Genomic DNA, 25,720 nt, shown 5'->3' with positions numbered 1-25,720 from the left:
TAGACACAGGTAAGGTTACTTATGTTACAATGATTTTAAAAATAGATTTAACTCGCCTGATAAACAAGTTAATGATTTTCTATTTCTCAATAATTTTTGGCACCATAAAAAACTGTTCTGTATGTTTTGCTGCATTTTTTAAACCATCTGCCGTAGAAATTTCCTGCTTCACAATATCTTCCCTCCAAACATTTGGTGTTTCATTCATGTAAACCAATGGCTTAACGGCGGAAGTATCTAGCTCGTTTAATTTTTCCATGAAGGATAAAATCTTGTTCATTTCCGGAATCAACGTATCTACTTCCTTTTCGTCGATATGAATTCTCGCTAAATCGGCTATTTTATGAATGGTTTTTGCATCTAAATTCATCCTATTATATTAATCTGCTATCTATTAATTTATAAACCTTTTCTTTTAAAACGTCAGAATCATTAGGTGTTAATCCTGCTGTATTAATGGGTTTGTGGACGTAAATATCGCAAATTCCGGGCTTACTTCCATACTTTGCGCCATCATCCCAATTAATTTGCCAAATATTTGCAATACTTACCGGCACTAATGGAATATTTTTATCAATGGCTAATCGAAACGGGCCATTTTTAAATTCGCCCAGTTTAGGTGGATAATGGTCATCAATCTTACCCTCAGGAAAAATAATTAAACTCATACCTTTTTCAAGGTTATCTCCTGCTTTTTTAAAAGCTCTGAATGCTGAAATTTTACTATCCCGATTTACGGAAATATCTATCGTTTTAAAAAATATACCCAAAACAGGGTTATTTAATAATTCATCCTTACCCATAAAATGATATTTACCTTTTGCTAAAATGCAAAAAATCATAATATCCAGGTTCGAACTATGGTTGGCGCAATAAATATATGTTTGGTTAGAATTTAACCGCTCTTCAAAATGATAATTAAAAAATACTCCTGAAAGCAGGCTGCATAGAAAACTGTTCGCCTTTCTGAAAAAATTTAAAATGCTATAATACTTCGGGCTTCTGGAAGTCAGAAAATAAATTGGGTAAAACAATAAGAAGAAAAATAATATCCAGAATAAAAACCAAACCCGGTGTAAATGTCTTAAAAACTTTATCATTGTTTTTCAAAAGTATAAAATAGCTTGACATTTTAAAATAGTCGAAGATTGGGCATCCTTCAACTAAAAAATTAAGTACTTGCTATTCTTGTTGGTCTCACCTAATCCATGCAATTAAAGTTATTAATTTTTCGCTTTTATACAGTTTATCTAATGGCCAAACTTATGTTTAACTAAAAGAAACTTCAAAAGTTAAATAATGCTATTTGGAAGTTAACTAACCTTACTTGTAGCTTTTATTATGATAAGCGGAATGCAACAACTCACTTAAATGGATCACTATTTAAGTGAGAATTTACGATTATAAAAATTGATGAGATAAAGTTGAATGTAAAATACATTTTGCTCATAATTTATTTTTAATTTCGGCCATTATGAAAGAAACAGTGGTAAGCGGCATCAGGCCCACAGGAAAGCTACATTTAGGAAATTATTTTGGTGCTGTAACCAATTTTGTAAAGATGCAGTACGACTATAACTGCTATTTTTTTATTGCAGATCTTCACTCATTAACTACGCACCCTACCCCAGCCGATTTGCATGGCTACGTTAAGCACGTATTGGTTGAGTATTTGGCTTGCGGCATAAACCCTGAAGAAACTACAATTTATATCCAATCGGATGTACCTGAGGTTTCAGAGCTGTATTTGTACCTTAATATGAATGCTTATTTAGGAGAATTGGAACGTAGTGCTTCCTTTAAGGATAAAATCCGCTCGCACCCTGATAATGTTAATGCTGGCTTATTAACTTACCCAACATTAATGGCTGCCGATATTTTAATTCACAGAGCAAATAAAGTTCCTGTGGGTAAAGATCAGGAACAACACCTGGAAATGACCAGAACCTTTAGTAACCGTTTTAACAGATTATATAATACTGATTATTTCCCTGAATCTTTTGCTTTTAACTATGCTGAGAACCTTGTTAAGGTACCTGGTTTAGAAGGTAAAGGTAAAATGAGTAAATCAGATGGTGATGGAAACTGTATTTATTTGGCAGATAGCCCTGAAGTAATCCGTAAAAAAGTTGCAAGAGCAGTAAGTGATAGCGGTCCTACAGAAGAAAATCAAGCCAAGCCAGAAGCTATTCAAAATCTATTCGATTTAATGAAAATTGTTTCAACTCCTGATACAATCGAACACTTTGATGCTTTATACAACAAAATGCAAATCCGTTATGGCGACATGAAAAAACAACTTGCCGAGGATATGATTGTATTTAATACGCCAATTAGAGAGCGCATTGAAGAACTTTCTAAAGATGACACCTATTTAAGACAGGTTGCTAAGCATGGTGCATTAAAGGCAAGAGAAAGCGCACAAAAAACAATCAGAGAGGTACGTAGTTTAATCGGTTTTAAAAGTTTTTAATTAGTTAAATAGATTAAGGAATATTATTTTTGAGTTTCAATTCCTATTTTTTCCCTTAATCACATCAAAACAATATGCACATAGCGATAGTTGGCAATATAGGCGCCGGTAAAACAACATTGACAGGTTTACTGGCAAAAAATTATGGTTGGGAAGCTCTATATGAAGCTGTTGACAACAATCCTTATCTGGAAGATTTTTATAGCGATATGAAACGCTGGAGTTTCAACTTGCAGATTTACTTCCTGAATAGCCGTTTTCAGCAGATTACTGAAATTGAAAAAAACAATCGTAATGTAATTCAAGACAGAACGATTTATGAAGATGCCCATATTTTTGCTGAGAACTTGCATGATATGGCTTTAATGACCACCCGTGACCATGATAATTATCGTGCGATTTTTCAAAACGTAACCTCATTTATTAAACCACCAGATTTGTTGGTTTATTTACGTGCATCAGTACCAACTCTGGTAAATAATATACAACGTAGAGGTCGCGAATATGAAGCAGGCATTAGAATAGACTATCTATCTAAACTTAACGAAAAATATGAGGCCTGGATTAAAGGTTATGATCTAGGAAAATTATTAATTTTAGATAAGGATAAGTTGGATTTCACAAACAATCCTGAAGATTTAGGTACTGTTATACAAGCTATTGAAGCTGAAATAAACGGACTTTTCTAACAAAATAATTTATATAAGATGAGCAAAGATTTCCAACATGATGACCCTAGCAATTGGAAATGGGGTATTTTTTATTTCAATAAAAAAGATTCCAGATTTATTGTACGCAAACAAGCAGAATCATTAGGTTGGACATTTAACTTTGCTCATCCAATTTCTTTTGTGGTATTAGCCCTAATTATAATTATACCTATTGCCTGGAGTATTTTAGTGAAATAGCATGAAAATTATAGGTATTATTCCAGCACGCTTTGCCTCTACCCGCTTTCCTGGTAAACCATTAGTAGTTATTAATGGCAAAAGCATGATACAACGGGTTTATGAGCAAGCACAAAAGGCAACCAGCTTAAGTAAAGTGGTTGTAGCTACTGATGATGAACGTATTATAGCAGAGGTAGTGAAATTTGGTGGCGAATATGCTTTAACAAAATCTACACATCAAAGCGGTACAGATCGTTGCGCAGAAGTTGCAGAACAATATCCAAATTTTGATGCCATAATAAATATTCAGGGCGATGAACCCTTTATTGATCCCGCACAAATTGATCTTTTAGCATCATGCTTTGATTCCAATGATACACAACTGGCTACATTAATTAAGCCCATTACGCAATCAGAAGAATTATTTAACGCCAATAGCCCTAAAGTTGTAATTAACCTTAATGGTGAGGCTATTTACTTTAGCAGGCACCCTATTCCATTTATTCGAACTGTAAACGAAAGTGAATGGATTAATAACTATTCATTTTTTAAGCATATTGGTATTTACGGTTATCGTAATTCTATTTTAAAAGAAATTACTAAGCTTCCGCAATCAGCACTAGAAATTGCCGAAAGCTTGGAACAACTGCGTTGGATAGAAAATGGCTATAAAATCCAAACTAAAATTACACATATAGAAACCCTGGCAATTGATACACCAGAGGATCTGTTGAAAATTGTGTAACCTCTTTTTTAAAGATATTCTTCATTATTTGTAAAGCAAGGTTCGGCACTTTTTTGATTCCCTTGCCCTGCTTTACGCTATATTCCCGATGAAAAATCGGGAGATGCCGCTTCAATCACGTTTATAAATAACTTTCCGTCTGATTAAACTAAGTTATTATCAACTCCATTTGTATGTTGCAACGTGTATAAGGTGTAGGTTTACCAGCTATTTTTTTAAACCCAAGTTTATGGTATAAATTAATAGCCGGCTTTAAAATGGTATTACTTTCTAAATATAATTTCGAAGCGCCAAGTGCTTTTGCCTTCTCTACAATAGCCGATGCTAATAAAAAGCCAATATTTTTCCCTTGGGCCTTTGGAGATACCGCCATTTTAGCTAATTCATAATCATGCTCCTCATCATTCATTTTAATTAAAGCACAAACTCCTAAAGGTTCTCCATCGTATAACGCCACTAAAATATAACCGCCTTTATCTAAAATATAGCCTTGTGGGTTATCCAAAGCTTTATAATCGGTTTCTTCCATTGTAAAATATGTAGAAATCCACTCTTCGTTTAAACCTTTAAAAGCATCTTGATATTTTGGTTCATAACTAACAATTTCTACCTTATTACCCTCTCTTTCTTTCTTTTTTTCCATTACTCTTCTTAACAAATTTTTCTGCTCTAATAAAAATTCCCATTCGCCAATCGCTTCCCATAAATCATTTTGAGTTTGTTTGGTTATTTCATCTACAGCAGCATTTACATCAATTAACTGATCTTCCAGTTTTTCCAATATTTTATTTCCAAGATCAGATAGTACCACATTGTTTTTGCGGCCATCAGTTTGGTCTTTCTTTTCCTGCACATAACCTTTCTTTAGCATTTCGCCAATCATTTTACTAACCGAGGGGTGCGAATGACCAATTGACTTTGCTATTTCAGTAATGGTTTTAGCCTCCCCCTTTGATAGCGAATAAAATACTGGAAACCACTTGGGTTGCATATCAATATCGTACATTTTATAAATCTGCTTTCCATCTTCCGTTACCTTATCCGTTAACATTCTTAACCTACTTCCTAAAGCAACCTTACCAATTTGTTCAAAAAAATTCATAACAACAATTAATTACGTAATCAGTTACGCAAATATATTTACATTTATTAACTCTGCAAATTTTTCTTTAAGGATTATAGCTACAATAAAAAATTACTATTTTGGGGCTCATTAAACTTTCATATGAAAAACACGGCCTTACTCCTGCTCTTTACTGTATTTATAATTTCTGCATGCACAAGCAATAAAAAAGATGGTAAAGGAGATTCTATTGAGTTTAAAAATGTTAATTCGAGCATAGCTCAATCCTTTTCAAGCTTAAAAACCTTAGATTCTTTTAAAATTGAACTTACAGGAAGAAAGCCTGAGGATATGATTTTAAATTTCTCTATCACCACTGCAGAAGGCAAGCAGATTTATAATGTAAAAATAAAAGGCACTGATTTAGTTAGTAACACCGATCCTAATATTGATTTATCAAAAGAAAAGGATCAGGTAATTTTCTTGAAAACAATAGCTAACGATTTTTTCAGCGAAGATAATTTTTTAGAGCCTGCTGTTATGCCTGATGATAAAGCTGATAAAAACACCCCAGACAAGGCTCTTTATGAGGAATTAAAAAAATCTAAACTTAATGGCTTTAAATATCGCTTGGGTAAAGAAAATAATATTTACATCGCTTGGAGCGAAAAAGAGCAAAAAGTAAAAGTTTATTACAAGTGCTGCTAATAGTAATTATGTAATTAATTATAATTGAAACTTTTATACCTATTAAGCTGTGAAAAATTTTAATAAGTCAAATCCCTAACTCATAAAAATTTAATCAACTATATTCCATACCTTTCACCGATTATCAAATATTTTGCTCGTTTACAAGGCATAATTGTTTGGTATCCTCCCCATTGTTATAGTCGTGCTCCATTTATAAATAAAAACATTTATGAAAAGGGAGCTATACGTTTCAATATTTCTACTACTTTTTACTTCTTTTAATTTATTTGCACAAAATGAACCACCTCATGAGGTGGTTATGGTTTGCATTTATGGTGGTTCAGTTTATTATGATGCTTCAGGACCATTCACTGATGTTGGAACTGGAACATGGCCTTTTGGTGGAGCAACAAGAAAATATGTTTACAACCCAAGTGGAGCTCGTGCCGTAAATTATGGTTCAAATAATGCGTATGCCTGTTACAGATTTGTTCCATCCGTTTTGCACGAGAGTTGTAGTATTAATGGACAAGACGCTATTAGAGGTTATTTTTTAAAGACAAGCACGTGCCCCTTTGATGATGAAAAACCTATCCTTTTGGCTATATCTGGCTGTTTCGAAATAAGCGTTATTATGGCACCATACAAGTTTAATACTGGTTAAATATTAAGGTAAAAGCTTAAAAAAATAAAGTTTCAATCCTAAAAGGATGAGCACCTAAAATAAAAAATACGATTATTTTTTTAAAACTTTACTTACAGTACTGAATAACACAACTTTATCATATTTAAAATAATTATTTTTATAGGGAATAGAAATGGGTAATTTTCTTACCTTTGTATCCCGTACAAAAAGCAGCAATTTTTACATCTGCTGTAAAAAATCACAATCATGACTAAGTATATTTTTGTTACGGGTGGTGTTACTTCCTCTTTAGGTAAGGGCATTATTTCCGCTTCTTTAGCTAAACTTTTACAGGCACGTGGCTACCGTGTAACCATTCAAAAATTCGATCCTTATATCAATATTGATCCGGGAACGCTAAACCCTTACGAGCACGGCGAATGTTTTGTTACTGAAGATGGTGCTGAAACCGATTTAGATCTTGGTCACTATGAGCGTTTTTTAAACGTTCCAACGTCACAAGCCAATAACATTACAACAGGACGTATTTATCAAAACGTTATTAATAAAGAACGTAAAGGCGAATATTTAGGAAAAACTGTTCAAGTAGTGCCTCATATTACCGACGAGATTAAACGCAACATGCGCATTTTAGGCGAAAGTGGCGATTACGATATCGTTATTACTGAGTTAGGTGGTACCGTAGGCGATATTGAATCTCTTCCTTTTATTGAAGCTGTACGCCAGTTTAAGTGGGAAGAAGGCAGTACTAATGCCATTGTAATTCATTTAACATTAGTACCTTATTTAGCAGCAGCTGGTGAGTTAAAAACAAAGCCAACACAACACTCTGTTAAGGCATTATTGGAATATGGTATTCAACCAGATATTCTTGTTTGCAGAACCGAGCATCACATTAGTCCTGAGATTAGAAAAAAAATTGCATTATTTTGTAACGTTAACATCAATGCCGTAGTCGAATCGATGGATGCATCTACAATTTATGATGTGCCATTGTTGATGTTAAAAGAGCAATTGGATAAAACTGTCTTAGCGAAATTAAAATTACCGACTAAAAATGAGCCTAACCTTGAAAACTGGAAAGACTTTTTGGGAAGATTAAAAAATCCTACAGCAGAAGTTAGAATTGGATTGGTTGGTAAATATGTAGAATTACCTGATGCTTATAAATCAATTATAGAATCTTTTATACATGCTGGTTCTAAAAATGAGTGCAAAGTAAAAGTAGAATATATTCACTCAGAAGGTATTTTCCCTGATAACGTTAAAGAGAAATTAGGACATTTGCATGGCGTTTTAGTTGCACCAGGGTTTGGTAGCCGTGGTATTGAGGGTAAAATTGACACCATTAAATACGTTAGAGAGAACAACATTCCTTTCTTTGGTATATGTTTAGGTATGCAATGTGCAGTAATTGAATTTGGCCGTAATGTATTAGGCTTAAAAGATGCGCACACAACAGAAATTGAAGAAAATGCTGCAAATCCAGTAATTAACATGATGGAAGAGCAGAAAAAAATTACAAATAAAGGTGGTACAATGCGCTTAGGTTCTTATCCATGTGATATTAAAAAAGGCACTAAGGCTTTTGCTATTTATGGCAAACAACATATTAACGAGCGCCACCGTCATCGTTATGAGTTTAATAATGAGTATTTAAAACAATATGAAGAGGCTGGCATGATTGCATCAGGAATGAACCCTGAATCGAATTTGGTAGAAATTGTAGAGTTGAAAAACCATCCATTTTTTATTGGCGGACAGTTTCACCCAGAATTAAAATCAACAGTTGCTAATCCTCACCCACTTTTTGTTAAATTTGTCGCCGCTGCAATGGAGTATGCGAAGAAGAAAACCAATTAAAAGCAGTTTAAACAACAATAATGGATAGAAATACCTTCACAGGACTGTTCCTGATTATGATCATTTTGGCAGGATCATTCTATTTTTTAAAACCGAGCGAGGTTGAAATAAAAAAAGCAAAAGAAAAAGAACATTTAGATTCTTTGAAAAAAGCTGGAGTGGCTCCGGCTCAAAAAGATACAGTTAAAACAGCTGCAGTTGTTCCAACTATTGATTCATTAGCATTAAAAGGGCCCTTTGGTACCGCTTTAACGGGTACAGTATCAAACTCTGTATTGGAAAATGAAAATTTATTAATCACTTTCAGCAATAAAGGTGGTAAAATTTCTTCTGTTGAGGTTAAAGGACAAAAAACATTTAGTGGTAAACCTTTAATTTTATTTAGCGGAGACGAAAATAAATTTGGCTTAAACTTAAATGCTGCTGGTAAAGTAGTTAATACAAACGATTTGTTTTTTACGCCAACTAAAACTGGCAATACCTTAACTATGCGTGCTAACTATGGTTCAAACCAATATGTAGAGTACCTTTACGATTTAAAAGCTTTAAGCAATAAGGTTGGCTTTAAAATTAATTTAGTAGGCTTACAACAGATTATTTCTGGTAATAATGTTGGATTAAACTGGGAAGCTACTTTATTACAGCAAGAAAAATCAATTGAAAGTGAGCACCGTTACTCTGCTCCTTATTACAAATATGTAAATGGTGATGTGGATCACTTAAGCGTATCTAAGGAAGAGAAAGAAGATCTTGCAAAAGGCAAAATTCAGTGGTTTTCATTCAAACAACACTTTTTCTCTGCTGCGTTAATCGACAAAAACGGCTTTGACAAAGGAAGTTTAGAAGTTAAAATCCCTACTGTTCCTGGTCAGGTTAAATCTTATGCTGCAAATATGCAATTGCCTTATAGTCATTTGGCTGCGCAGAGTTATGATATGGAATTCTATTTTGGAACCAATAAGTTCTCTACGTTACAAGATCAAGGTTATGAGCTTGAAAAGCAGGTGGATTTAGGTTACTGGCCTTTAAAATATGTAAACCGTTTCATTGTATTACCGGTATTTAACCTTTTAGAGCGTTTTAACTGGGGTTATGGCTTAATTATTTTTGCATTAACAATCCTTTTAAAACTTGCTTTATCGCCACTTACCTACAAGTCATACCTATCGATGGCGAAAATGAGAGTTTTAAAGCCAGAAATGGACGAGATTAAAGCTAAAGTAGGTGAAGATAATCCAACATTAGTTCAGCAAGAATATTTAAAACTATATAAGAAGGCGGGCGTTAATCCGCTTGGAGGTTGTTTACCCATGGTTTTACAATTACCACTGGTTATGGCTTTCTTCTTCTTTTTCCCTAACTTATTTGAGCTACGTGGAGAGAGTTTCCTTTGGATGAAAGATTTATCAACTTATGATGAGTTTATTCGTTTTGGTGTGAAATTGCCTTTCATCGGCGATCACTTAAGTTTAATGTGTGTTTTGATGACAATCTCTACACTGATTATGACTTATTTTAACAACCAAGTATCAGGTGCTACAGGTCAAATGAAATACATCGGTTACATTATGCCAATTATTTTCTTAGGTGTGTTAAATAGCTATCCTTCAGGCTTAAACTACTATTACTTCTTAGCCAACTTAATGACATTTGGTCAGCAGTTCCTAATTCGTAAAATGGTTGATGATGATAAAATTCATGCTTTAATTCAACAAAATAAAGCAAGACCAGCTGATGAGAAAAAGAAAAAATCTAAATTTCAGCAACGTTTAGACGATTACATGCGTCAACAGCAACAAACAAAAAAATAATTTTAAAAGCACCGGAAACGGTGCTTTTTTGTTTACTTCATTTATTATTCACAATCAATTCGTTACTTTTGGTTATTATAGAACAAAACGCCCTAATGAATCATTTAAAAGCCATCCTTTCGCTATTATTTTTTCCTACTTTATTATTTGCGCAAACCAAATTAGATCAGTCAAAAACATTTTCAATATCACCATCATTCGAATTATTAAGATCAACACACGGAAATGCTTTTTATGGTCCATCTTTAAAAGTAAACTATCTTTTTGCCAATGGTTTTGAGCCAGGAATCGGTATTGAATATGCTGCTACCCCTTTACACCACGATAATGGCTTTGTTTTGTACAAAGTGCATTTCCTTCCTGTTTATGGAAATTTAAAGTATAATTTCAAAACCAGTCACAAAGTAAAACCTTATGTAGAAACGTCATTAGGCATTTCTTTTAACAAATATGATATTGCTGATGAGCAAACACCAAATAACACTTCGAGAACTACTGAAAAGGGTTTTTTCGTATATGGTGGTGGTGGTGTTAAATATGCACTATCAAATAAGATAAACATATTTGGCGGTGTAGGTTTAAAAGGTTATAAAATGAGTACAAATGATTTAGACATTAATCCGCATGGCTTGTCGTTTATGTTAGGCTTCACATTTTTCTAAAATAGCTGAACTATGGGTAAAATCGCCATATTAATTCTATTATGTATCAGTTTAAGCAGTTGTGCACTTTTCAAAAGAAATCGTGTACATGAGCACAATGGAATTGAAAAAAACGAATTCAACTTACCCATTTTTCTTTATCCATCTAAAATCCCATCGAGCAAAAAATTATTAATCTTTCTTTCTGGCGATGGAGGTTGGATTGAGTTTGAAGATAATTTATCATTAAAATTTGCTGAACAAGGCTTTAATACGATTGGAATTAACTCCAGAAGTTATTTTTGGGAGAAAAAAACACCTGAGCAAACCAAGGCAGATATTGTTCAACTGATTAGAAAATATGTAAAAATATATGGCTCATACCATCTTTACATTTGTGGTTATTCTTTTGGGGCTGATGTAGTTCCATTTATCTATAATCGTTTACCTCCCCGAGCTAAAAAACATTTAGTTGCTTTAGAAATGCTTTCGCCTTATTCTACAACTGATTTTAAGGTAAAACTTTCTGATCTGACAAACCTAGCTGGAGATCACAAACATTATAAGGTGGATAAAGAGTTAGAAAAGGTAACAGCTACAACCTATTGTTTTTATGGTGTTGATGAAGACGAGCAATCATTAAAAGATTTAAAAATTAGTAATTTTCACGTTACTATTTTAAAGGGGGATCATCATTACGATCCATCCGAACTTGATAAAATTGTTGCAGCTTTAAGCAACGCAAAAAAGTAAGAGATTTTATGATAAAGATTTTTTCAGTGTTTTTTGGAACACTATGCCTATCCATTTTTACTATGGCGCAACCTAAAACAGATATTTCCAAACTGCCATTAACTACGTTTAATAAAAGTGGAAATAAACATCTTGTTTTTTATTTTACTGGCGATGGTGGTTTAAATAGTTTTTCGCAAAAGGTTTGCGAAGAGCTTGCTCAAAAAAATTATACTGTAGTAAGTTTGGATACCAGAAAATACTTTTGGGATACAAAAACACCTGATAAGTTAAGCCAGGATGCTACAGAAGTTGTAGAGCATTATTTAAAGCAGTATAACAAAGCTGAGTTTTCTTTACTGGGTTATTCCTTCGGAGCTGATGCTGCTATTTTCTTTTCTACCCGCTTACCTAAAAATTTACAACAAAAGTTTAAATCTGCGGTATTACTTTCTCCTTCCACTTCTACAGATTTCACTGTTAAAGTAGCAGATTTGTTAGGCTTTGGAAGTAAAGAAGGAAAGTATAAAACTATGCCGGAATTGAATAAGGTGCAAGCACCAGTGCTTTGTATTTTTGGAACTGATGAGGACAGCGACTTCTATAAAAACTTAAAAGAAAAAAGGGATTTGGAAAAAGTCCAAATCCCTGGTTCGCATAAATACGATAATGATATTAAGAAGCTAATTTCTACTATAGAAAAAGGCTTGTAAATTAACTTCCTTCCGAAATTCTTTTTAGCGCATTTGGCACTTGTAACAGGTGATAATTGTGGTTATATATTAAATACTTTTTCTTCCATTGAGGGAAAAATTTGTCTTTATATTTCCTTAAACCTTTAAATTGTGCAAATGCTTTTAAATTATCATACGCGTATTTAATTGTTTTCTGAGTGATGTTTACTCCATCTATTCCTGATAGTGGCGCCAAGCCCATATTTACGGCTGTAAAACCCTGCTCTTTTAAATGTAGGAAAGTTTTAGCAAGCAACATATCCAAAACACCATTTGGCGCATCAGTTTCTTTTCTAATAAGATCGTAAGTAGCTTCTCCGGGGGCATAATCCTCAACCAAGTTTAAAAAAGCATATACTTTTTCCTCCTGATCTTCAATAGTTAAAATGGTTTGATTTTTTAGAATATTCTTATCGAAAATACCTTGCGTGAAAGCCACTTCTTTTTGATCCAGATCTCTTAACCAATTATCTGATACCTGTTTCAATTTTTGAAGTAAACCCTCTTTTTGTTGTCCTTCATAAACTTTAAACACATAACCTTCTGATGTTAAACGGTTAATTGCACTTCTGGTAGTTTTCATTTTACCGCCATCAATGGTAAAAGTTGTTAAATCAAGTACGGCTTCCTCTCCTATCGGAATAAACTTTTTCCCTAATGATTTATAAAAGCCCAATGATTCTTCGGGTACGCGGTAATAAGCGGTAATGAAACCATTATCCTTACAACGTTCTTCAAACTTTTTTACCATTTCAACCTTTTCACTTTCATGCTCTGCAACAGGATCTTCGAGCACTAAAACAAAATGACGTGTAATTTTAAAACTAATAAAAGCGGTACGACTTTCATTAAAAAAGATGAACTTATCAGGATAGGTTTTAAAATAATCAAGTGCCGAATGTCCAAATTTCTTGACTAGATTTTCTGCATCTGTAAAATCAGTTTCTGTGTTGTAGGATTTAGAAAAATAAGGCTTTAATAAACTAAAGATGATGAACAGAATTACTGCCCCACTGGCAAAATAGATGGATTGCTCGAAGTGTAAACCAAACTTGGTTCGAGGATCAAGGGCTTTATCATCAATAAAGAAAATTACTTTTAAAACTGCTTTAATAGAATTTAAAAAGGTAAAATCAGTTCCGAAATGTCTTTTATCTATAAAGTAAAAACCAATAACTCCGTAGGCGAAAACAGCGGCAATAGCATAAAAATAAACCTTAATACCTAAATGAACAAACCTTGGATGTGGTCTTAATTTATAATTTTGGCGTGTATAATAAAGGGATGAACCTGCTACCAAAGCCAAAAGTGCCTCTTCATAATCTGCAGCTTTTAATAAATGACCAACCACCGAAAAAACAGTAAGTGCTAAGGCAATGTACCAGGCTCTTTTTGATCCTTGTAATAAAAAGATGCTAATCATCACCAAAATTAGTCCAAAAATAAGCACTAATGCATTACTGGTAACGATAACATCATCGGGTACAATGTTTTTAACGAGCCTTAATCTGGCTGGTATAGAAGGACTTATTGAGGATATAATATTTACAACTCCTAAAATTAGGATAATAAATGCTGGCAAAATTCTAAGCAAAATACTATCCTTTTTGGTTACAAAACTTATAATACCTCCAATTAACGGCAACCAAAATTCGAAGAATCTAAATAATAAGGTAATTGTTGCCGCTGCAATAATAGGGAAACCAAATTGCTGTAATATAAAAGTCAGCGAAACTTCTATTGTACCCAAACCACGTAAGAATGGGGAGGCAATTAATAAAATTACCATTACGATATAACCAATAATTGCAGCTGGAATACTGGCTTCAAAACCTAAGGCAAGCATACAGATATACAGGTGAACGATGCCGATCACCTCTATTCCTACAGAAACTAATAATGTTAACCAAAACTGTTTTTTACTCACTTTCTCGTCCACCATATCATCCATTAAGGTGGTTAAGGTTGGTCTTATTTTAGACAACCATTTATAAGCTTTTCCTTTTTTGGAAATAGAATAAATAGTCAGGATTAAAAATACGGTTAAGAGCAGTAAAAACAGGAAGCTTAGAATTTCTACGCTTCCGAATTTGGTGGTCAGTAATGCAATCCCTAACACTGGAATGGCGACAATAACGACAGAAAAGATTCCGCAGAAACCGAAAAGTGTTGATGCTAAATGTATTTTAGATTTGGATACCCCTTTATCTTCAATATCTCCTGTAAAAAATGCCAGCGAAGAAAAGCCTCCTGCCGGGAGAAAGACACTAATCAAATTGCGTTTTAAAAATAAAATTACTGCACTTTTTAAGGTGATTTTCACATTAAGTGCCTTAAAGCTATGCACATACATTTGTCCCTGTGCAAAAACATAGGCAATGGTTAATAAAATACCCAACACGATATACTCTGTGATGGAGGTAGCCAGTTGGTCTTTAATTTGTACAACTTCTACATGCTGCTCTCTGATAAAGAAAACAGCCATTCCTAACATAAAAATTGCCAGAAAAAACTGCCAAAAAAATTTGTTGTAAATTAATTTAGATAAAAAATACTTTGCTCGGTACATTTTAATTAGGGACAAAAGGCCAATAATTTAGAAAAATCCAAATCATCAGTCTTAAATTTAAATGATTAGTTACAATTGTGTGTGCAATGTTGACGCCTAAGTTACAAAAATGTTACATCACTCAAATTATTAAAGAATAAAAATAAGTGCTCTTCTTTTGTAAAATTTGACATACATCTTTCGAAATAAGGTAAAATTTTCCAATTTTTAAAGCTTGAATCAACCACAAATTATTTTAAACCTCACAAATGCATAAAAGATTTACCCTTTTACTTCTTATAGTTGTAAACTTTGCTTACGCACAAAAAAAACCTTTAGATCATTCTGTTTATGATTCATGGGAATCTGTAGGCGCAAAACAGTTATCAAATAATGGACTTTGGGCCATGTACAGTGTTTTACAACAAGAAGGTGATGCTAACCTTTTTGTATCAAACTTAAAAACAAATACAAAGTTAAGCGTACCTCGTGGTACAAATGCGCAGTTTAGCAACGATTCTAAATTTGCTGCTTTTAGTATCCGTCCTTTTAATAAAGACATCCGACAGGCAAAAATTAAAAAGAAAAAAGCCGATGATATGCCTAAAGATTCATTAGGTATTTTAAACCTTACTACTAACGCAATAAGTAAAGTTGCGCGGGTAAAATCGTACAAGTTTCCTGAAGATGGTTCGGGCTTTTTAGCCTATCAGCTTGATAAACTTGATACTGCTAAAAAAGCAACTCCTGCTAGTAAAAAAGATTTAGATATTGATTTTGCAGATGACGAACCTGGTTCTGCAGGCAAAAAGAATGAGGAAGGAACGGATTTAATTCTTAAAAATCTTTTAACGGGCGTTGATAAAACCTATAAATACGTTACAGATTATACTTTTAGTAAAGACGGCAAGCAGCTTGTTTTTGCTTGCAGCGGATCTAAAAAAGACAAAACTGCGCCTCAAGGCGTATTCCTTTTAAACACTGAAAAAGGAACACTTAAAACATTGGTTAAAGGTAAAGGAAGCTTTAAAAACTTTACGTTTGACGATGAAAATGAGCATGTTGCTTTTGTAGGTGAGCAAAGCCCTGAAAAGCAAGAGATAAAGGATTACAATATTTATTATAGCTCGTTAACTTTAGATACAGCCCAAACCATTGTAGATTACGATATGCCTGGCTTACCTGCAAAATGGTCGGTTAGTGGCGAGGGGAAAGTAAATTTCAGTAAAGATGGCAAGAAATTATTTTTCGGAATTGCGCCAATTAAAAAAGCAAAAGACACCACTATTGTTGATTTTGAGGTTGCCAAAGTTGATATTTGGAACTATAAGGATGATTATTTGCAGCCTATGCAGTTAAAAAATGCTGATAAAGAAAGTAAAAGAAGTTATTTATCGGTTATAGATGTTTATAGCAGCGACCCTAAAGTTATTCCATTAACTGATTTAATGCTACCTGAGGCGAGTATTATAAATGATGGCAATTCAAATTTTGTTTTAGCATCAACTGATTATGGCCGCAGAATTGAATCTCAGTGGAGTGGCTCTACTTCAAGAGATTATTATCTTGTTGATACTAAAAACGGACAACGCAAAAAGATTATTGAAAACTTAAATGGATATGCAATGGCATCTCCGGGGGGCAATTATATTTTATCTTTTGATAGAAAAACGGGCAACTGGTCTTCATATAGCGTTGCTACTAGCAAGAGTGTTGTTTTAACGAGCGGTTTAAACGTAAAATTTGTTGATGAAGAAAATGACGTTCCCGATTTACCAAGTGCTTATGGGCTTGCTACCTGGACTGAGGATGATAAAGCCGTTTTAATTAATGATAGATATGATATTTGGTCTTTTGCACCAGATGGAAAATCTCAGCCGAAGAATATTACAAATGGGTTTGGCAGACAGAATAAAATCACTTTCAGATACGAAAGAACAGAACAGCCAAATAGATTGGACAGAAGCAGTGCTGATAAATTTGTAAAAGCTAATGAATTGCTTTGGCTGGATGGTTTTAACAACGTAACAAAAGAAAATGGTTTCTACCGCAAAAGTGCAGGTACTGTTAAAAACCCTGACTTAGTGATTATGGCGAAAGCAAAGTATTCTAATTTGGTTAAAGCTAAAGATGCTGATATTTACATTTATGATAAAGGTAGTTATGTAGAATCTCCGAATGTTTATGTTACCACTGATTTTAAAACTGAAACAAAATTAACAAATACCAATCCTCAACAGCAAAATTACAACTGGGGAACGGCAGAATTGGTTAAATGGACTACTCCAAAAGGCTATGCTGCAGAGGGCATTCTATATAAACCTGAAAACTTTGATCCTAATAAAAAATACCCGATGATTGCGTATTTCTACGAGAAATTATCTGATGGTTTATATGGTTATCAAGCGCCTGCGCCTACGCCTTCACGCTTAAATATTTCTTTCTTTGTAAGTAATGGTTATTTGGTTTTTGCACCAGATATTAGCTATCAAACTGGTCATCCAGGACAATCTGCGATTGAATACATTAACTCTGGTGTAGAAAGCTTAAAGAAAAATAGTTGGGTTGATGGCAGTAAAATCGGTATTCAAGGTCAAAGCTGGGGCGGCTACCAAGTGGCTTACTTAATTACACAAAATAATATGTATGCTGCTGCCTGGGCTGGTGCACCTGTAGCAAATATGACTTCTGCTTACGGTGGTATTCGTTGGGAAAGCGGTATGAACCGTCAGTTTCAATATGAAAAAACACAAAGCAGAATTGGTGCTACACTATGGGAAAAACCAGAACTGTATATCGAAAATTCACCTTTATTTATGCTTCCTAAAGTAAATACTCCTGTAGTTATTATGGCTAATGATGCTGATGGAGCTGTGCCTTGGTACCAAGGAATTGAAATGTTTACAGGATTACGCCGTTTAGGTAAACCAGTTTGGATGTTAAATTACAATGGTGAAGCTCATAATTTAGTTCAACGTCAAAACCGTAAGGATATTCAAATTCGTGAACAACAGTTTTTTGATTATTACCTTAAAGGAGCCAAAGCACCTGCGTGGATGACCACTGGTGTGCCTGCAACTGAAAAAGGAAAGACATGGGGCTTCGAATTAACTGATGAAAAACCTTAATAGAATTTAATATAAAACTTGTTTATTTATCCTTCAATTTGGAAAGGATGAGAAATGATTTCAACATAGAAGCCAGTATAATACTGGCTTTTATGTTTTTGGATTACTGGCTAAATTAACCACAGATGAACATTAATATAATGTTGCTAACCATATATTTCGCCACTCTTAGTGCCAGTTAACGGAGGACGAGTGTCTTCAATGTTCTTATATTTCTTATATGGTGTAATGGTGCGTTTTGACAGGTTCAACATGTCGGCGATTAATAGTTCCCAAAATTGTATCCATACAACACCTTCCCGACGACCGGATTCGCCCTTTGTACCCCTACAAAACCTTCCCGACGACCGGATTCTCTCCATCCGAGCCTCAGATAAGCTCCCGACGACTGGATTCTCTCCAGCAGAGCCTCGGATGAGCTCCCGACGACTGGATTCTCTCCAGCAGAGCCTCGGATGAGCTCCCGACGACTAGATTCTCTCCAGCAGAGCCTCGGATGAGCTCCCGACGACTGGATTCTCCCTTTGTACCGCTATAATGCTTTAAAAACTAACCACAGATAAATGTTGATTCACACAGATAAGGAAAATTAGGTGTTATCACCGTACCATCTAAATGTGATGTACGTAATGTATTGTGATGTGATTATATGCGATTGATGATAGCACCAACCGCAAAAGTAAACCGGATTGCAGCGGCATCCGCGATTTTTTCTATCGGGATACAGCGAAAAGCAGGGACAAATTTCCATAAGAACCACAGACCATGCTTTCCAAAAATTTATTATTGTTTTAAAGGTTATTTGGAAATGACCGGACGGAATACTTCGCAACCACCAGCCCCGCTCCCGTTGCTGCCACGATAAAAAATCGCTGGCATTCACTAAGATCGGGTTTAAATACAAAGGATAAGATCACTTCAAAAATTCAATTTTAGAATATCAAATTCTTTAAAATCGATTACTAATAGCCCGTTTTGTTTATACGTTCCTAGTATAACCTGAAGAGCTGCATTAACCATATATAAACCTAATAAACCTGGTACAACACCTAATACACCATTTAAACTGCAAGAAGGAGAATCATCAATATGCGGTGATTCAGGATAAATATCTCTTAAATTTTTTCCATTTTTATAATTAAATACAGCCAATTGTGCTTCATAATTTAGAATGCTGCCATATACCAGGGGCTTATTTAAGGCCATACAAACATCATTTACCAAATATCGTGTAGCAAAATTATCAGATCCATCTATCACCAAATCAAACTGCTCAATAATTTGTTCAGCGTTGCTTTCATCTAGTTTTGTTTGGTACGGTACACAGTTTACATGCAAATTAAATGCTTTAATTTTTTCTGCGGCAACCTGTACTTTTGCCCTTCCAACATCTGCCGTTCCATATAATATTTGCCGGTGTAAATTATGAATTTCAATGGTATCAAAGTCAATTATACCCAAAGTGCCGATACCAGTAGATGCCAAATATTGAATAATCGGGCAGCCTAATCCTCCTGCTCCTACCACCAGCACTTTTGCTTCTTTAAACTTAAACTGACCATTTACACATAAATCTTCCAGCATAAAATGACGGCTATACCTTTGTAGTTCTTCTTTATTAAACTTTTCCATAACATATAATTTTGAATGAAAGAAGGATTGAATAATAGAATGAGTGAGTAATAGAATGACTGAATGACTGAATGAGTGAATAATAGAATGACTGAATGATAGATTGACTGAATGAGTGAATAATAGAATGTAAATTGTCAATCATTTAATAATTCAAAACTCAATCAATCATTGTAATCATTTCTCCTTCAATCCTTCAAAAATTCAATCATTCTCTCCTTTAATCCTTCAAAAATTCAATCATTCTCTCCCTTCAATCCTTCAAAAATTCAATCATTCTCTCCCTTCAATCCTTCAAAAATTCAATCATTCTCTCCTTCAATCCTTCAAAAATTCAATCATTCTCTCAATCAATCCTTCAAAAACTCAATCATTCTCTCCTTTAATCCTTCAAAAATTCAATCATTCTCTCCTTTAATCCTTCAAAAATTCAATCATTCTCTCCTTCAATCCTTCAAAAATTCAATCATTCTCTCAATCAATCCTTCAAAAATTCAATCATTCTCTCAATTAATCCTTCAAAAATTCAATCATTCTCTCCCTCAATCCTTCAAAAATTCAATCATTCTCTCCCTCAATCCTTCAAAAATTCAATCATTCTCTCCCTCAATCCTTCAAAAATTCAATCATTCTCTCCCTCAATCCTTCAAAAATTCAATCATTCTCTCCTTCAATCCTTCAAAAATTCAATCATTCTCTAAATCTATCCTTCAAAAATTCAATCATTCATTAAACACCCTGTCCCAATCCTTCCAAACTGCGGTATAACCTTTTTCGGCAATTACTTTTCCAAATTCATAAGGATTTCTTTCATCGCTAATTTCAAATTGAGCAAGCGATTGTTCATCAGCGCAATAGCCACCGGGGTTTGTTTTAGAGCCCGCACTCATGGTTGTGGTACCCAGTTTAATTAAGTTATTTCTGAAAGTTTCAGTCTCACGGGTAGAAATTGAAATTTCAACCTCCTCATTCAGCAGTCTGTAAGCACAAATAAGCTGTACCAGTTCTTTATCGTAAATTGAGTAGTTGGAAATATCAACACCTTCGGCGGGCCTGATACGTGGAAAGGCGACAGAATATTTAGTTTTCCAATAGGTTTTTTGTAAATAATCTAAATGTAGTGCGCAGAAGAAAGAATCAGTACGCCAATCTTCAAGCCCCAATAATACGCCCAAACCAATTTTATGCATATTTGCTTTACCAATACGATCTGGCGTATCCAACCGATAATAAAAGTTAGATTTTTTCCCCTTGGGATGATAATCCTTATACTTTTCTTTATGATAAGTTTCCTGATAAACCATTACAGCATTTACTCCTGCCTGCTGTAAAACTTCATACTCTGGCTGATCTAAAGGTTGCACTTCTATTGATACATTGGAGAAATGTGGTTTGATAACCTTTAAGGCTTCCAAAAAATAATCTACATGTACCGTATGGTTTGCTTCACCAGTTACTAGTAGAACATGATCGAAGCCTAGCTTTTTAATCACATTAATTTCCTGCAGAATTTCGGCTCCTGATAAAGTTTTCCGCTTAATACCGTGCTCCATACTAAAACCGCAATAAGTACAAATATTATTGCACTCGTTACTTAAATACATGGGCGCAAACATTTGTATGGTTTTACCGAAACGCTTTTGGGTAATTTGATGACTTAGCTGTGCCATTTGCTCCAAATAAGGCTTTGCCGCAGGCGAAATTAGAGCTTTAAAATCTTCCAGATTCCTTTTCGATTTGCCTAAAGCAGTTTCAACATCATTACTGGTTATATTTAGTATAGATGCCTTTACGTCATCCCAACTAAATTGATCAAATAACTGTTTAAAATTCATCTTCCAAAAATTGAGTTAAAGGACTTGTAGCCATTCCAAACTGCGTTTTCTTTCCTAATTTGCTTTCGTAAGCAAGTCTGCCTGCTTCAACTGCAAGTTTAAAAGCTGTTGCCATATGGATGGGATTTCCGGCAATGGCGATGGCGGTATTTACCAAAACGGCATCTGCACCTAGTTCCATAGCTAAAGCAGCATCAGAAGGTGCTCCTATACCGGCATCAATAATAACCGGAACGCGGCTTTGCTCAATAATAATTTCAAGAAAATCGATGGTTTTTAATCCTTTATTGCTCCCAATAGGCGATCCTAAAGGCATTACTGCGGCTGTACCCGCATCTTCCAATCGTTTACACAAAACAGGATCGGCATGGATATATGGTAGTACCACAAAACCCAGCTTAGCCAATTCTTCGGTGGCTTTAAGGGTTTCAATCGGATCGGGCATTAAATACCGTGGGTCGGGATGAATTTCTAACTTAACCCAATTGGTTTCTAAAGCCTCCCGAGCCAGTTGAGCAGCAAAAACAGCTTCCTTCGCATTGCGAACGCCTGATGTGTTTGGCAATAAATTTATTATAGGACTTTGCAGATGTTGAAGTAAATCATCAGTTTCCGTTTCCAAATCTATACGTTTAAGGGCAACAGTTACCAATTGCGATCCTGAGGCTAAAACAGCTTCTTCCATTTGTTTAGCTGAGCCAAACTTTCCTGTTCCTAAAAATAATCTCGATGAGAAAGTTTTATCTGCTATAGTTAACGTTTTCATATAAAGCTTTATTAAATTCTTTAATTAATTGTTGCTTGTTTGTATGCTGAGTGATGATTCCTGAAACCGCAACGCCATAAATCCCAATCTCGGTTAGTATGGAAATATCATCCAACGTTAAGCCGCCAATGGCATATAAAGGAATGTTGGCATTGATTTTTTCGAGTTCATTAACAATGGTTTTATAACCTTCAAATCCTAAAATAGGACTAAGTTTAACCTTGGTTGGCGTAAAGCGGAGTGGGCCTAAACCAATGTAATTACAACCTTGGGCTATGCGTTGTTGTACATGACTAAATGTATTTGCGGTACCTCCAATTATTTTATTTGGTCCAAGAATTTCTCTTGCCTGTTTAACATCAAGATCTTCTAAACCTAAATGCACACCATCTGCATCAATTTTTTTAGCCACATCGGGATAATCGTTAATAATTAAAATGGCTTCACTGTTTGTACAAAGTGGCTTTATTGTAAGTGCCAGATCTAAAATTTGTGCTTCCGATGCGTTTTTAAATCTTACCTGAATCCACTTACATCCGGCATCAAGCGCAGCGGTAATGTTGCTGATTTGCGCATCTATAGTTTCACCTTGTGAAATGTATTGTAGTTTATGATAATGACCTAAATCCATAATGCTTGTATTTTTTTAAATGTAGAAACACCATGAGGAGGTTTATTCCAAATGGCACCAAGAATTGCCGCCCCGGTATAATTTAAGCCCTTAATTGTGGCTATATTAGTTTCATCAATCCCACCGATTGCTATCAATTTTGCTTTACCTATAATTTCTTTATTCTTTTGAAATGCTAAATCAGCATTCGCATGGTAGCCCTTTTTAGAAATTGAATTAAACAGCGGTCCTATAAAACTGTAACTAAACTGATTTCCTATAGCCTTGTACGTTTTTAAATCATGAATTGAGGTTGACAGAATAAAACCGTTTTCTACGTACTGGTTTAGTGTTTTATCATTGGTATCATTCCTTAAAAGTTCTGTATAATGCAAACGTGAAATAGCAAAGTGCGTAGCCAAATGATGATGTTGATGGATGGCAATTTGTGGGTGATATTTCTCTTCAATATTTTTAAGCAAATACTCCACCTCTACCGCCTTACTTTCGGGTTTCCGCAGATGAAAAACCTCTAAACCGGTATTAAACAAGCTGTTTATATACTGGGCTTCATTGGCAATTGAAACAGGACTGGATAACACAATTAACATACTTTTGAATGAATGAATTGGAGAATGATTGAATGACAAAATGATTGAGTTTTGAATTAGAGAATGATTGAGTTTTAATTGCATCAGCTTATTATTTTCTCAACCAATCATTCAAAACTCAATTACACTTTAATCAACCATTTTTACAAATAAATTTCACTTCCCTTTTCAGTAAAAAGCGTTGCCTGCTCCAGCATTCCTTGTTCTGCCATATCTCTTATTTCCTGCGTAATTTTCATTGAGCAAAATTTTGGACCACACATAGAGCAGAAATGGGCAATTTTAGCACCGTCGGCAGGTAAAGTTTCATCATGAAACTCTCTTGCGGTATCAGGATCTAAGGAAAGATTAAACTGATCTTCCCATCTAAATTCGAAGCGGGCTTTGCTTAAAGCATTATCTCTATATTGTGCTCCTGGATGTCCTTTTGCTAAATCAGCAGCATGCGCTGCAATTTTATAGGTGATAACGCCATCCTTAACATCCTTTTTATTTGGCAAACCCAAATGCTCTTTTGGTGTAACGTAGCACAGCATGGCAGTGCCATACCAACCAATCATCGCGGCGCCAATGGCAGATGTAATGTGGTCGTAACCGGGTGCAATATCCGTAGTAAGTGGCCCTAAAGTATAAAACGGAGCTTCGGCACAATACTCAAGCTGTTTCTCCATATTTTCTTTAATTAAATGCATTGGAATATGCCCTGGTCCCTCGTTCATTACCTGCACATCATGTTTCCAGGCAATGCGGTTTAGTTCTCCCTGGGTTTTTAATTCGGCAAACTGTGCTTCATCATTGGCATCAGCAATACAGCCAGGACGCAAGCCATCGCCCAGCGAAAATGAAACATCATACTGCTTCATAATCTGGCAAAGCTCATCAAAATGTGTATAAAGAAAATTTTCCTTATGATGCGCAAGGCACCATTTAGCCATAATAGATCCTCCGCGAGATACAATACCTGTTAAACGTTTTGCCGTTAATGGAATGTATCGTAGCAATACGCCTGCATGGATGGTAAAATAATCTACCCCTTGCTCTGCCTGCTCTATAATGGTATCCTTAAAAATTTCCCAGGTTAAATCTTCTGCTTTGCCATTTACTTTTTCTAATGCCTGATAAATTGGAACTGTACCAATAGGAACTGGAGAATTACGAATGACCCATTCTCTGGTTTCGTGGATATTTTTGCCTGTAGATAAATCCATAATGTTATCTGCACCCCATCTGCAAGCCCAAACGGCCTTTTCTACTTCTTCCTCAATAGAAGAACTTATGGCAGAGTTACCAATATTGGCATTTATTTTAACTAGAAAGTTTCGTCCAATAATCATAGGCTCCAACTCTGGGTGATTAATATTAGCTGGAATAATTGCCCTTCCCATAGCTACTTCATTACGTACAAATTCTGCTGTGATGTAGTTTTTTGGTGTGTTTGCCCCAAAGCTGTGCCCTGGGTGTTGATGGTTTATTACTGAATCTAAATTTATTTCTGCATTTCGCTGATTTTCTCTAATGGCAATATATTCCATCTCTGGCGTAATTATGCCCATTTTAGCATAATGCAGTTGGGTTACTGTTTTATCTGTTTTAGCACGTAAGGGATTTTTAACATGCTCAAAACGAAGATGATCTAAATCGCTATCCTCCTTTCGCTCCTGCCCATAAGCAGATGAAACGGCATTTAACTGATCTACATCATTTCGATCTAAAATCCATTGTTCACGCAATCGTGGCAAACCTTTTTTAATATCTGTGGTGATATTTTCGTCGGTATATGGGCCGCTGGTATCGTAAATGGTTACCGCAACATTTTGCTCATTGCCACCATTGCTAAGTTTGGTATCCGATAGTGATACCTCCCTCATGGCAACCTTAATTTGAGGAAATAAAGTACCGTTTACATAAACTTTCTTTGAGCCAGTAAATGGTGTGCAAGAAATTACATCTTGCGCTGGCGTATTTTCATTCTTTTTCATGCTGATTTTTGGTTAATGGGTTCAATAGTTATTGAATAATTGGTTTATTCACAATGCAAACTGTATTGAGATTTTGCTAATTGAAAAATTTAACCGCCTTGAGTGGCTTTAATCACTAAAACCTGATCGTTTGGTTGGAGCACATGTGTAACCCATTGCTTTTTGGGTACAATGTTTTGGTTAATGGCTACAGCAATACCATTTTGCTTATCGCCAAGTTTTTCCTGAAGTAAACTTTGAACTGAGGTTTGAACCTCAACCGACTGTTTTTGCTTGTTAAATGTAATTTCCATTCCGTATAAAAATTAAAATATAACTTTAGG

Annotated in this window: 23 protein-coding genes; 12 read left to right on the top strand and 11 right to left on the bottom strand. The window is 34.8% G+C overall.

Annotated features, from left to right (window positions below):
- Positions 1-79 precede the first annotated feature (79 nt).
- Positions 80-370: an Asp-tRNA(Asn)/Glu-tRNA(Gln) amidotransferase subunit GatC gene (gatC, locus tag EHC72_RS11275; protein WP_131537799.1), complete on the bottom strand. Its 291-nt coding sequence runs from the start codon at positions 368-370 to the stop codon at positions 80-82.
- A gap of 4 nt (positions 371-374) precedes the next feature.
- Entirely contained in the window at positions 375-1,100 is a 726-nt protein-coding gene (locus EHC72_RS11270; RefSeq protein ID WP_131537798.1) for a lysophospholipid acyltransferase family protein, read from the bottom strand.
- A gap of 374 nt (positions 1,101-1,474) precedes the next feature.
- Here EHC72_RS11270 and trpS point away from each other — a divergent pair, with 374 nt between their 5' ends.
- The 4 genes from trpS (at position 1,475) to kdsB (ending at position 4,108) form a co-directional block, all read left to right on the top strand.
- Positions 1,475-2,473: a tryptophan--tRNA ligase gene (gene trpS, locus EHC72_RS11265; protein ID WP_131537797.1), complete on the top strand. Its 999-nt coding sequence runs from the start codon at positions 1,475-1,477 to the stop codon at positions 2,471-2,473.
- A 74-nt stretch (positions 2,474-2,547) separates the two neighbouring features.
- The gene (locus EHC72_RS11260) at positions 2,548-3,162 is read left to right on the top strand and encodes a deoxynucleoside kinase (RefSeq protein ID WP_131537796.1); all 615 of its coding nucleotides are present in this window, start codon (positions 2,548-2,550) and stop codon (positions 3,160-3,162) included.
- Between the two features lie 18 nt (positions 3,163-3,180).
- A complete protein-coding gene (locus EHC72_RS11255) occupies positions 3,181-3,381 on the top strand; it encodes a DUF5808 domain-containing protein (protein WP_131537795.1) in 201 nt (66 codons plus the stop codon).
- 1 nt (position 3,382) lies between these two features.
- A complete protein-coding gene (gene kdsB, locus EHC72_RS11250; protein WP_131537794.1) occupies positions 3,383-4,108 on the top strand; it encodes a 3-deoxy-manno-octulosonate cytidylyltransferase in 726 nt (241 codons plus the stop codon).
- Between the two features lie 148 nt (positions 4,109-4,256).
- Here kdsB and EHC72_RS11245 read toward each other — a convergent pair whose 3' ends face one another.
- Complete coding sequence (locus tag EHC72_RS11245) at positions 4,257-5,210, bottom strand: bifunctional helix-turn-helix transcriptional regulator/GNAT family N-acetyltransferase (RefSeq protein ID WP_131537793.1); 954 nt, start codon at positions 5,208-5,210, stop codon at positions 4,257-4,259.
- Between the two features lie 123 nt (positions 5,211-5,333).
- Here EHC72_RS11245 and EHC72_RS11240 point away from each other — a divergent pair, with 123 nt between their 5' ends.
- From EHC72_RS11240 to EHC72_RS11210, 7 genes are all read left to right on the top strand, one after another.
- On the top strand, positions 5,334-5,879 hold the full coding sequence (locus tag EHC72_RS11240; RefSeq protein WP_131537792.1) for a hypothetical protein: 546 nt from the start codon (positions 5,334-5,336) through the stop codon (positions 5,877-5,879).
- A gap of 211 nt (positions 5,880-6,090) precedes the next feature.
- Entirely contained in the window at positions 6,091-6,525 is a 435-nt protein-coding gene (locus EHC72_RS11235) for a hypothetical protein (protein ID WP_131537791.1), read from the top strand.
- Positions 6,526-6,753: 228 nt separating this feature from the next.
- A complete protein-coding gene (locus EHC72_RS11230; protein ID WP_131537790.1) occupies positions 6,754-8,370 on the top strand; it encodes a CTP synthase in 1,617 nt (538 codons plus the stop codon).
- 20 nt (positions 8,371-8,390) lie between these two features.
- The gene (gene yidC / locus EHC72_RS11225; RefSeq protein WP_131537789.1) at positions 8,391-10,181 is read left to right on the top strand and encodes a membrane protein insertase YidC; all 1,791 of its coding nucleotides are present in this window, start codon (positions 8,391-8,393) and stop codon (positions 10,179-10,181) included.
- Between the two features lie 95 nt (positions 10,182-10,276).
- Complete coding sequence (locus EHC72_RS11220) at positions 10,277-10,843, top strand: outer membrane beta-barrel protein (RefSeq protein ID WP_131537788.1); 567 nt, start codon at positions 10,277-10,279, stop codon at positions 10,841-10,843.
- A gap of 12 nt (positions 10,844-10,855) precedes the next feature.
- Positions 10,856-11,575 (top strand): AcvB/VirJ family lysyl-phosphatidylglycerol hydrolase, encoded by a 720-nt coding sequence (locus EHC72_RS11215; protein WP_131537787.1) that lies wholly within the window; start codon positions 10,856-10,858, stop codon positions 11,573-11,575.
- Between the two features lie 8 nt (positions 11,576-11,583).
- Positions 11,584-12,267: an AcvB/VirJ family lysyl-phosphatidylglycerol hydrolase gene (locus tag EHC72_RS11210; RefSeq protein WP_131537786.1), complete on the top strand. Its 684-nt coding sequence runs from the start codon at positions 11,584-11,586 to the stop codon at positions 12,265-12,267.
- Between the two features lies 1 nt (position 12,268).
- On the opposite strand, the gene EHC72_RS11205 is transcribed toward EHC72_RS11210, so the two are convergent.
- Positions 12,269-14,782, bottom strand: coding sequence for a phosphatidylglycerol lysyltransferase domain-containing protein (locus tag EHC72_RS11205; protein WP_262711067.1), 2,514 nt, complete (start codon positions 14,780-14,782; stop codon positions 12,269-12,271).
- Between the two features lie 323 nt (positions 14,783-15,105).
- Between EHC72_RS11205 and EHC72_RS11200 the strand changes: the two genes are divergently transcribed.
- The gene (locus EHC72_RS11200; protein ID WP_131537784.1) at positions 15,106-17,964 is read left to right on the top strand and encodes a S9 family peptidase; all 2,859 of its coding nucleotides are present in this window, start codon (positions 15,106-15,108) and stop codon (positions 17,962-17,964) included.
- 918 nt (positions 17,965-18,882) lie between these two features.
- Here EHC72_RS11200 and EHC72_RS11195 read toward each other — a convergent pair.
- The 7 genes from EHC72_RS11195 to thiS all read right to left on the bottom strand — a co-directional run bounded on the left by EHC72_RS11195 (position 18,883) and on the right by thiS (position 25,690).
- A complete protein-coding gene (locus EHC72_RS11195) occupies positions 18,883-19,596 on the bottom strand; it encodes a HesA/MoeB/ThiF family protein (protein ID WP_131537783.1) in 714 nt (237 codons plus the stop codon).
- Between the two features lie 722 nt (positions 19,597-20,318).
- Positions 20,319-21,431: a 2-iminoacetate synthase ThiH gene (gene thiH, locus EHC72_RS11185; protein WP_131537782.1), complete on the bottom strand. Its 1,113-nt coding sequence runs from the start codon at positions 21,429-21,431 to the stop codon at positions 20,319-20,321.
- Positions 21,421-22,197, bottom strand: a complete 777-nt coding sequence (locus tag EHC72_RS11180; RefSeq protein ID WP_131537781.1) for a thiazole synthase — start codon at positions 22,195-22,197, stop codon at positions 21,421-21,423. Before EHC72_RS11180 ends, thiH begins: the two co-directional genes overlap by 11 nt.
- Entirely contained in the window at positions 22,172-22,828 is a 657-nt protein-coding gene (locus EHC72_RS11175; protein WP_131537780.1) for a thiamine phosphate synthase, read from the bottom strand. The genes EHC72_RS11180 and EHC72_RS11175 overlap by 26 nt, the downstream gene beginning before the upstream one ends.
- Positions 22,819-23,457, bottom strand: a complete 639-nt coding sequence (locus EHC72_RS11170; protein WP_165585810.1) for a thiamine phosphate synthase — start codon at positions 23,455-23,457, stop codon at positions 22,819-22,821. Before EHC72_RS11170 ends, EHC72_RS11175 begins: the two co-directional genes overlap by 10 nt.
- Positions 23,458-23,561: 104 nt before the next feature.
- A complete protein-coding gene (gene thiC, locus EHC72_RS11165; protein WP_131537778.1) occupies positions 23,562-25,397 on the bottom strand; it encodes a phosphomethylpyrimidine synthase ThiC in 1,836 nt (611 codons plus the stop codon).
- A gap of 89 nt (positions 25,398-25,486) precedes the next feature.
- Entirely contained in the window at positions 25,487-25,690 is a 204-nt protein-coding gene (gene thiS / locus EHC72_RS11160; RefSeq protein WP_131537777.1) for a sulfur carrier protein ThiS, read from the bottom strand.
- Positions 25,691-25,720 lie beyond the last annotated feature (30 nt).

Source organism: Pedobacter nototheniae (genome assembly GCF_004335085.1).
GTDB classification, from domain to species: Bacteria; Bacteroidota; Bacteroidia; order Sphingobacteriales; family Sphingobacteriaceae; genus Pedobacter; species Pedobacter nototheniae.
This window is presented reverse-complemented; position numbering and strand designations above follow the sequence as displayed.